Annotated in this window: 7 protein-coding genes and 1 pseudogene; 5 read left to right on the forward strand and 3 right to left on the reverse strand. The window is 45.5% G+C overall.

The window, feature by feature from the left end; translation table 11 throughout:
* Nucleotides 1-175: 175 nt before the first annotated feature.
* Nucleotides 176-571: a helix-turn-helix domain-containing protein gene (locus tag PX481_RS01830; protein WP_002763195.1), complete on the reverse strand. Its 396-nt coding sequence runs from the start codon at nucleotides 569-571 to the stop codon at nucleotides 176-178.
* The gene (locus PX481_RS01835) at nucleotides 558-857 is read right to left on the reverse strand and encodes a type II toxin-antitoxin system HigB family toxin (protein WP_002763191.1); all 300 of its coding nucleotides are present in this window, start codon (nucleotides 855-857) and stop codon (nucleotides 558-560) included. Before PX481_RS01835 ends, PX481_RS01830 begins: the two co-directional genes overlap by 14 nt.
* A gap of 235 nt (nucleotides 858-1,092) precedes the next feature.
* Between PX481_RS01835 and PX481_RS01840 the strand changes: the two genes are divergently transcribed.
* The 5 genes from PX481_RS01840 to PX481_RS01860 all read left to right on the forward strand — a co-directional run bounded on the left by PX481_RS01840 (nucleotide 1,093) and on the right by PX481_RS01860 (nucleotide 6,937).
* Nucleotides 1,093-1,863, forward strand: a complete 771-nt coding sequence (locus PX481_RS01840) for a sirohydrochlorin chelatase (protein WP_502846647.1) — start codon at nucleotides 1,093-1,095, stop codon at nucleotides 1,861-1,863.
* The gene (folK, locus tag PX481_RS01845) at nucleotides 1,860-2,324 is read left to right on the forward strand and encodes a 2-amino-4-hydroxy-6-hydroxymethyldihydropteridine diphosphokinase (protein ID WP_288093395.1); all 465 of its coding nucleotides are present in this window, start codon (nucleotides 1,860-1,862) and stop codon (nucleotides 2,322-2,324) included. The genes PX481_RS01840 and folK overlap by 4 nt, the downstream gene beginning before the upstream one ends.
* A 194-nt stretch (nucleotides 2,325-2,518) precedes the next feature.
* Nucleotides 2,519-3,883 (forward strand): GTP-binding protein, encoded by a 1,365-nt coding sequence (locus PX481_RS01850; RefSeq protein WP_288093391.1) that lies wholly within the window; start codon nucleotides 2,519-2,521, stop codon nucleotides 3,881-3,883.
* Nucleotides 3,884-4,176: 293 nt separating this feature from the next.
* Entirely contained in the window at nucleotides 4,177-4,734 is a 558-nt protein-coding gene (locus PX481_RS01855) for a hypothetical protein (RefSeq protein ID WP_147070522.1), read from the forward strand.
* 349 nt (nucleotides 4,735-5,083) lie between these two features.
* Nucleotides 5,084-6,937 carry a peptidoglycan D,D-transpeptidase FtsI family protein gene (locus PX481_RS01860; RefSeq protein ID WP_288093393.1) on the forward strand — a complete coding sequence of 618 codons (1,854 nt, stop codon included), beginning with the start codon at nucleotides 5,084-5,086 and terminating at the stop codon, nucleotides 6,935-6,937.
* A gap of 264 nt (nucleotides 6,938-7,201) precedes the next feature.
* On the opposite strand, the pseudogene PX481_RS29545 reads toward PX481_RS01860, so the two are convergent.
* A pseudogene (locus tag PX481_RS29545) lies at nucleotides 7,202-7,348 on the reverse strand (DUF3226 domain-containing protein); the annotation flags it as partial.

Raw genomic sequence — 7,348 nt, forward strand, 5'->3', positions numbered from 1 at the left:
AAAGTGCCGACCTTTGGAGTGATTGGGGGGAAAATTCAGGTACTTTTTCCCTGAAAATTAGGTAATTGACCCCCTGAAAATGGGTAAAACCCCACACCCCACACCCCACACCCCACACCCTGCCCCCAGGAAAAGCTTTTTCAGCAAACCCTAATTAATTTTCCTTAGTTACTTATCAAGTAAATAAACTGGCATCAACCCGAAAATATGCTCCCAAAGACCTAGCTTCTGACTGATTGATGCTGCGTTGTCCATTAATTATTTGCTGCACCGCATCAGGGGAACCCAAAATAGTAATTAGCTCTGGATATTCTATCTCGTTAGCTTCTATAAGATGCCGTAAAGTTGCTAAAGGATTTCTGTCAGGAATTGGATAATTATCTGCCTCGAACCTTTCGATCAAACTAATCAATAACTCCAGTAAAGCTTCCTCCTCTAAACTAAGTTCCGAGCGATGTTCCAACTCTTGAGCAATTGCGATCGCTCGCTCGTTTTCCGCCTCTGTGGTGATTGCTTTTGGTTGATAGTGAGCGAGTAATTCTCCATAGGTTTTAGAATTAAAAGTAAGCATCATTTTTCCAATTTTCTTTATCGTACTCGGCGTGGGTAAGAATATATTTAATATAGATAGTCTGTCGGTTATAAACTAGATCTACAATTAGACGATAGTGATTTCCTTTAATGTTAAAAACAGTGAAATTACCAACAGATTCAGCACTTTTATAAGTGGCTTGCACATCGATTAGATTTTGCCATTCTGCTTTACTAGCGACTCTATACCAATCATAGAGAGACTCGCAGGAATTAGCGTTGGTCATACAGAAATCGCGAAGTATTCGACGGCTAATTACCCGCATAATACAAATATACCTCTGGCAGTTTCTGTCAATAGCAATTATATCTCAATATCTAGGCTAACTCAAGCCGGCGGGCTGATTTGCTCACACTTTACATCGCGTAAAATGGTAGCACTTCCCACCAATGGGGACGTTTTCCCGCTTACCAGCTAAATCGAGAATATCAGGGGCATTGATGCCTAAAGGGAGACAAAATGTATTAGGCTAAAAACTAAACTATTTTGGCAAGATTTCTTTGAAGACCTCCTCAGCCTACTTATTGGTTTTCCACGGTAGTCGCGGTCCGCGTCCAGCCATGGCGGTGACACGATTAGCAGCCTTAGTTCAAGAAAAAATCAGTCAACCCGCCGAAAGATTGGCGAGTAAATCGGAGTTTAGCCCACCTATAGCGGTTCTAGAAGCAGATAATCGGGTATTAGTGGGGACTGCCGCCCTAGAATTAGCGATAACACCTCTCCATCAACAAATAGAAGCTTTTGCCCAACAAGCACAAAGCCAAGGATGTAACCGATTGCAGATTATCCCCCTGTTTCTCCTGTCGGGGGTTCACGTTAAAGAAGATATTCCCGCAGCCGTGGCCAAAGTGCGATCGCCAATTAAGCTAGAGTTAAAGCCCCATTTAGGCAGTTATCAGGGCATAAAATCGCTGTTATCCCGACAATTTGCCGATTTAAGCCACCAAGACCGCATTTTACTGTCCCACGGTAGTCGTCGCCCCGGCGGTAATCGGGAAGTGGAAAATCTAGCGGCGTTTTCTGGAGCAATTACAGCTTATTGGTCGATAGAACCGAGTTTATCCCAACAAATCGAGAGTTTAATTGCTCAAGGTAGCCAAAAAATCGCTATACTGCCCTATTTCCTCTTTGCTGGTGCAATTACGGACGCGATCAAAGCCCAAGTTTTTGAACTATCACAAAAGCATCCAAATGTCAATATATTTTTAGGTAAATCTTTGGGGGCGACGGGGGAATTAGCCGAGATTATTGTTGAGGAAGGATGTGGATGAAGCGGGCAGCGATCGCTTTAGGCGGTAATTTAGGGGATTCAGCGACAATTTTAGGGCAAGCTTTAGGGGAATTAGAGCGAGTCAAAGGAATTAAACTAGAAGCTCATTCCCAATGGTATCAAACCGCCGCCGTTGGGCCGCCTCAGCCCGATTATCTCAACGGTTGCGCCATTGTGCAAGTGGATTTATCCCCCCTAGATTTACTGGATAAATTATTAGAAATCGAGCAGTTATTCGGGAGAGTCCGCCTGGAAAGATGGGGACCGCGTACCCTCGATTTAGACTTAATATTTTATGATGACCTGATCTTAGAAACGCCCGAATTACAGATACCCCATCCCCGCTGCCGAGAACGGGCCTTCGTGCTGCTTCCCCTGGCAGAAATTGCCCCCGATTGGCGAGATCCCGTAACCGGAAAAACTATCCTTCAGCTATTGGGGCAATTGGGATTGGCGGAGTAGGATGTTAGGTGTTGGGGTTTTAGGGTTTTAGGGTTTTAGGGTTTTAGTTGAAATTCCCCCATCTCTCCTGCTCCCCACTTCCCCACTTCCCCACTTCCCCACCTCCCCACCACCCCAAATAACCGCGTCTCAGTTACCGCCCCGAAACTCTACAATAAAGGCAGCAGCATCAATAAACAGTAAAAAAATCAACCGTGACCAAGACCCCATCGCTCGAGGAAACTCATTACAATCAGGCTAAAGCTAGTTTACAACAGGCTTTAACTTGGTATGCCAGTTTTCGCCGCCATTGGAATTATCCCCCCGATCCCCAACTTCAGGCCGCCGTTAAACAGGATTTGCAGTCCCTAAAATCGGCCTTGGATAAACTGGATGAAACAGTGATTCGGGTGGCAGCCTTCGGGTTAGTCAGTCGCGGTAAATCCTCGGTGGTAAACGCTTTAGTCGGTCAAAAAGTCCTGGCAACCGGACCCCTGCACGGGGTGACACGCTGGCCGCGATCGGTGCGTTGGATACCAGCCACGGGTAAAATCCAGATAGAATTAATCGATACCCCCGGATTGGATGAGATTGAAGGGGAAGCGCGGGCGAATATGGCCAGAGAAGTCGCTAAAAGTGCCGATTTGATTTTATTTATCGTCGCGGGGGATATTACCCGGACCGAATACGAGGCCTTGGCAGAATTGCGCCAGGCGAAAAAACCGATCATTTTGGTGTTTAATAAGATTGATCTCTATCCGGAAGCCGATCGCCGCCAGATTTTTCAGCAGTTACAGAGATTAGGAACCAATCGGGACGAAAAAACGTTAGAAGATTTGTTAACTAGCGATGAGATAGTTATGGTAGCCGCCGAACCGCAACCGATTCCCGTCCGGGTGGAATACCCCGATGGGCGCGTGGTGACTGAGTGGGAAACCCCTCCCCCCCAAATTGAGGAGCTGCAAGATAAACTCTTAACGATTTTAAATCGGGAAGGGCGATCGCTACTGGCCTTAAATGCTTTAGTGCAAGGGCAAGAAGCGGAGGAAAATATCGCTAGAAAAACCCTGGAACTCCGGGACAGTCAAGCGGAGGAAATTATCTGGCAATACGCGAAATATAAGGCTTTAGCGATTGCGGCCAATCCGATCGCTATTTTAGACCTACTAGGGGCTTCAATCGTCGATTTGACTCTAGTTCGGGCTTTAGCTCGTTTGTACGGCTTGCCGATTACCAGTCACCAAGCTGGTCAACTCTGGCGGACTCTACTTTTGAGTAGTGCGGGGTTGCTGGTGGGGGAAATCCTCGGCACTGTGATTATCGGTTTGGGCAAAACGGCGGCGGCGGCGGCGAGTATTTTTGAAAATCCCACCTCTTTAACCCTCTACGGTAGCACCGCTCTCTTACAGGGAGCAATTGCCGCTTATGGAACCTATATCATCGGGAAAGCCGCTAAAATCTATCTAGAACGCGGTTGTAGTTGGGGGGCATCCGGACCGAGTACGGTGATCAATCAAATTCTCGCTCAAGTTCATCCGCAAACTATTTTATATCGTTTACGTCTAGAACTAGAGCAGTGATTTTAAAGGAAAAAGGAAAAAAGGCAACAGTGATCAATTAAATATGGTTCTTCGTTACTTGGCATGGTTCGATCGGATGGCATAAATCGACTAAATTCTTATCTGGCAAAAGACTTAATTGATTAGTTCGTTCTAGAGGGAAAACAATTGACAAATCCCTGATCACCCCGTCCATTGCATAACACGAACCACTGACGACCGACTCCTGACTACTGACTCCTGATGACCGACTCCTGATTTTAGAAACTTAATTTTTGACAACGACAACTAGCTAGAAATATTGAGAGAAAATCATGTCTGCTGCCCATAAGTCCTATATTCCCGTTCCCGTTTCTCGCCAAAAAAGCCAAGGGAGTCAACGTCGTCCCCAGTCGCGGGTAACTTCCCCCAACCCGACTACTAAACCAGTTACTCAATCCTCCCCGACTCCCACCGTCAAACCGACGACTAAATCGGTGGCGAGAGTTCCCGTGGCCCCGACACAAAAACAATTAGCCTCGCGTCAATTACGTTCCCTTTGTCTCCTAGAAAGAATAGTGGCCGTGATTACTTTTTGTCTGTTGGGTTCGACTCTGGGAATATATGCTTGGACGGTATATATTCCCAAGGTTTGGGACAAAGAATTTGGTAAACTGGAAACACTGCAACGTCACGAGCGCCATCTTTTGGCCACCAATGAAACCCTTAAACATCAACTAGCTCAACAAGCAGAAAAACCCGAAACCGGATTAACTCATCCCCAACCCTTCCAAACTATCTTTTTACAGCGTAAATCTGCCCCTAACCTGAAACCGGCCAACGCTTCTCAACCCCAATCTACCGTCAATTCTCGACCGAGAAGTGCCTATTAACAGTTATCAGTTAACAGTTAACAGTTATCAGTGGGGAAGTTAACAGTTAGCAGTTATCAGTTAAGTGGGGAGGCACAATTATGTGTAGGATGGGTTAGCGGTAGCGTAACATAATCGGGCGTTGGGTTTCATGCTTCAACCCAACCTACGTTCATCTTATATTTAATTCCACCCACCCACTTATCAGTTATCAGTGGGTAAGTTAACAGTTATCAGATGTGAGTTTTTAAGTGTACTGTTTACTGTTTACTGTTTACTGTTTACTGCTCACTGTTTACTGTTTACTGCTCACTGATTACTGCTTACTGATTACTGCTTACTGCTTACTGATTACTGAAAGATACTGCTCATGACTGACACAAAAAGACCCAGATTTAGAGGTAAAAAAACTCGATCGCCCTCTGGCAGGTTCCAGGACAGAAAGTCCTATTTAAACGCCAAAAAACGGCAAAAAAACTTAAAAAATTTGCCTTTGAGTAACGGGCGATTGGTGGCGGTGTGGTTGATTTTAGTCATGGGTATTGTGGGTTTAGCTTGGCGATTGTACCAACTGCAAATAGTACAAGGACAGGAATTGCAAAAAAGAGCCAGACAACAGCAAACTACCAGTATTAGACCCTATATTCCCCGACGGGCGATCGTCGATAGTAATGGTAATGTTTTGGCGGCCGATCGCTTGATTTATACTCTTTATGTACACCCAAAACTGTTTGCTATTCCGCCGGCAGAAGTGGCTGATAAATTAGCTCCTTTATTAAATATTCCCACTAATCAACTGATTCAAAAATTTAAAGAAAAAGAAACAGGAATTCGTTTAGCCAATCAATTAACCGAATCCGTGGCTAGGGGCTTAAAACAATTATCTCTTGACGGTGTAGAATTAGAGGAAAAGTACGCTCGTTATTATCCCCAAGACGATGTGGCAGCCGACGTGATTGGCTATGTAGATAAAGAACATCGTGGTCAAGCAGGATTAGAGAGAGGTTCCAGTCAGTTATTAGAAAGAGATCCCTTTTCTGTCAATACAAGACGCATGGGAGACGGGCGAATTTTACCAGCTTTTGTTCCCCATGGTATCTTTCAATTTGATGAATTACAGTTAGAAGTAACCCTCGATTTAAAACTACAAAGAGCGGCGCGGACGGCCCTACGAGAACAGCTAAAAAAATTTAATGCTAAACGGGGAGCCGTCATCGTCATGGACTCCCTTGATGGTTCTCTTTTAGCCCTAGTTTGTGAGCCAACTTTTAACCCCAACGAATACTATAAAGCCAATGTGGCTCTATTTAAAAATTGGACCGTAGCCGATCAGTACGAACCGGGGTCAACTTTTAAACCAATTATTGTCGCCATGGCCATGGAAGCGGGGGCAATTAAAGCTAATACGGTAGTCAATGATCCGGGGGCAATTACTGTCGGTCCCTGGACGATTAAAAATGCCTCTAAACAGGGTTATGGGGCGCTAGATATGGCCAGAGTTCTGCAAACCTCTAGTAACGTGGCCATGGTGCAAATTGCCCAAAAAATAGGGCGAGTTGATTTCTATAAAAGTTTATTAGGATTGGAAATAAATCAAAGGGTTGGCGTAGATTTACCCGGAGAAGTGGCAGGATATCTCAAACCTGAACAAGAATTTCTGGATAATGCCATTGAATCGGCCACCGCTTCCTTTGGTCAAGGTTTATCCCTGACTCCTTTAAAATTAGTACAATTGCACGGTGCGCTGGCCAATGGTGGCACCTTGGTAACTCCCCATGTGATCAAAGGATTAGCCGACGACCGCGGCCGTTTGCACTGGCAGCCCGATTATCCCAGCAAAAAAGTCTTTTCTCCCACCGTGGCCCGGCAAGTGGTGGAAATGATGGAAACCGTCGTCAGCAAGGGGACGGGGGTAGCGGCCCAAATCCCCGGTTATCGCATCGGAGGCAAAACGGGAACCGCACAAAAAGCTAGTCCGACGGGGGGTTATCTACCTAACGCCAAAATTACCAGTTTTGTCGCGATTTTACCGATCGAATCGCCCCGTTATGTGGTTTTGGTGGTGGTGGATGAACCCAAGGGTGCCAATACTTTTGGCTCCACTGTTGCCGCTCCTGTGGCAAAAACGGTGATGAATACGCTCATTTCCCTCAAAGGTATCCCCCCCACCTCCAAGGTCGTTCCGGCGGGTTCTGCGACCAATAAACCCCCGCGGCACGATTAATTTAAGTCTTTTTGAAAGAGGCTTTATTTAGGGTTTGCTGAAAAAGTTTGTTGGTGGGGTTAGGAGTCAGGAGTCGGTCGTCAGTAGCCGGTCGTCGGGAGTTTCAGGCTTTGTTGCCCTCTCTTTTTTGTACCAACCCATGTACTATAATAAGGATAATGCCAGGTTTTTGATGGTCCCAATCCGATTTTTTGGCACTAACATCGGATTTTAACAGGTCAAAAGTCTTATCCAACAAGGTTTTTAGATTTATTCAGCAAACCCTAAATAGGCTAAAAAAGTCTCTAACATCCCTCTAGATTGATTATCTGGCATCATCCACACACCGAATTTTATCCCCGATTCTAGAGTCATAATTAATCCCGCTGCTGGTAAATTTTGAGATAAGCTAGGTATATTTGGTAAACAGGC

Source organism: Microcystis sp. M53603_WE2 (assembly GCF_030065435.1).

What these genes read in the sequence shown, in the direction of transcription:
- folK (WP_288093395.1), top strand. Translation starts at nt 1,860, where the DNA reads ATGAAGCGGGCAGCGATCGCTTTAGGCGGTAATTTAGGGGATTCAGCG.
- PX481_RS01830 (WP_002763195.1), bottom strand. Translation starts at nt 571, where the DNA reads ATGCTTACTTTTAATTCTAAAACCTATGGAGAATTACTCGCTCACTAT.
- PX481_RS01855 (WP_147070522.1), top strand. Translation starts at nt 4,177, where the DNA reads ATGTCTGCTGCCCATAAGTCCTATATTCCCGTTCCCGTTTCTCGCCAA.
- PX481_RS01835 (WP_002763191.1), bottom strand. Translation starts at nt 857, where the DNA reads ATGCGGGTAATTAGCCGTCGAATACTTCGCGATTTCTGTATGACCAAC.
- PX481_RS01860 (WP_288093393.1), top strand. Translation starts at nt 5,084, where the DNA reads ATGACTGACACAAAAAGACCCAGATTTAGAGGTAAAAAAACTCGATCG.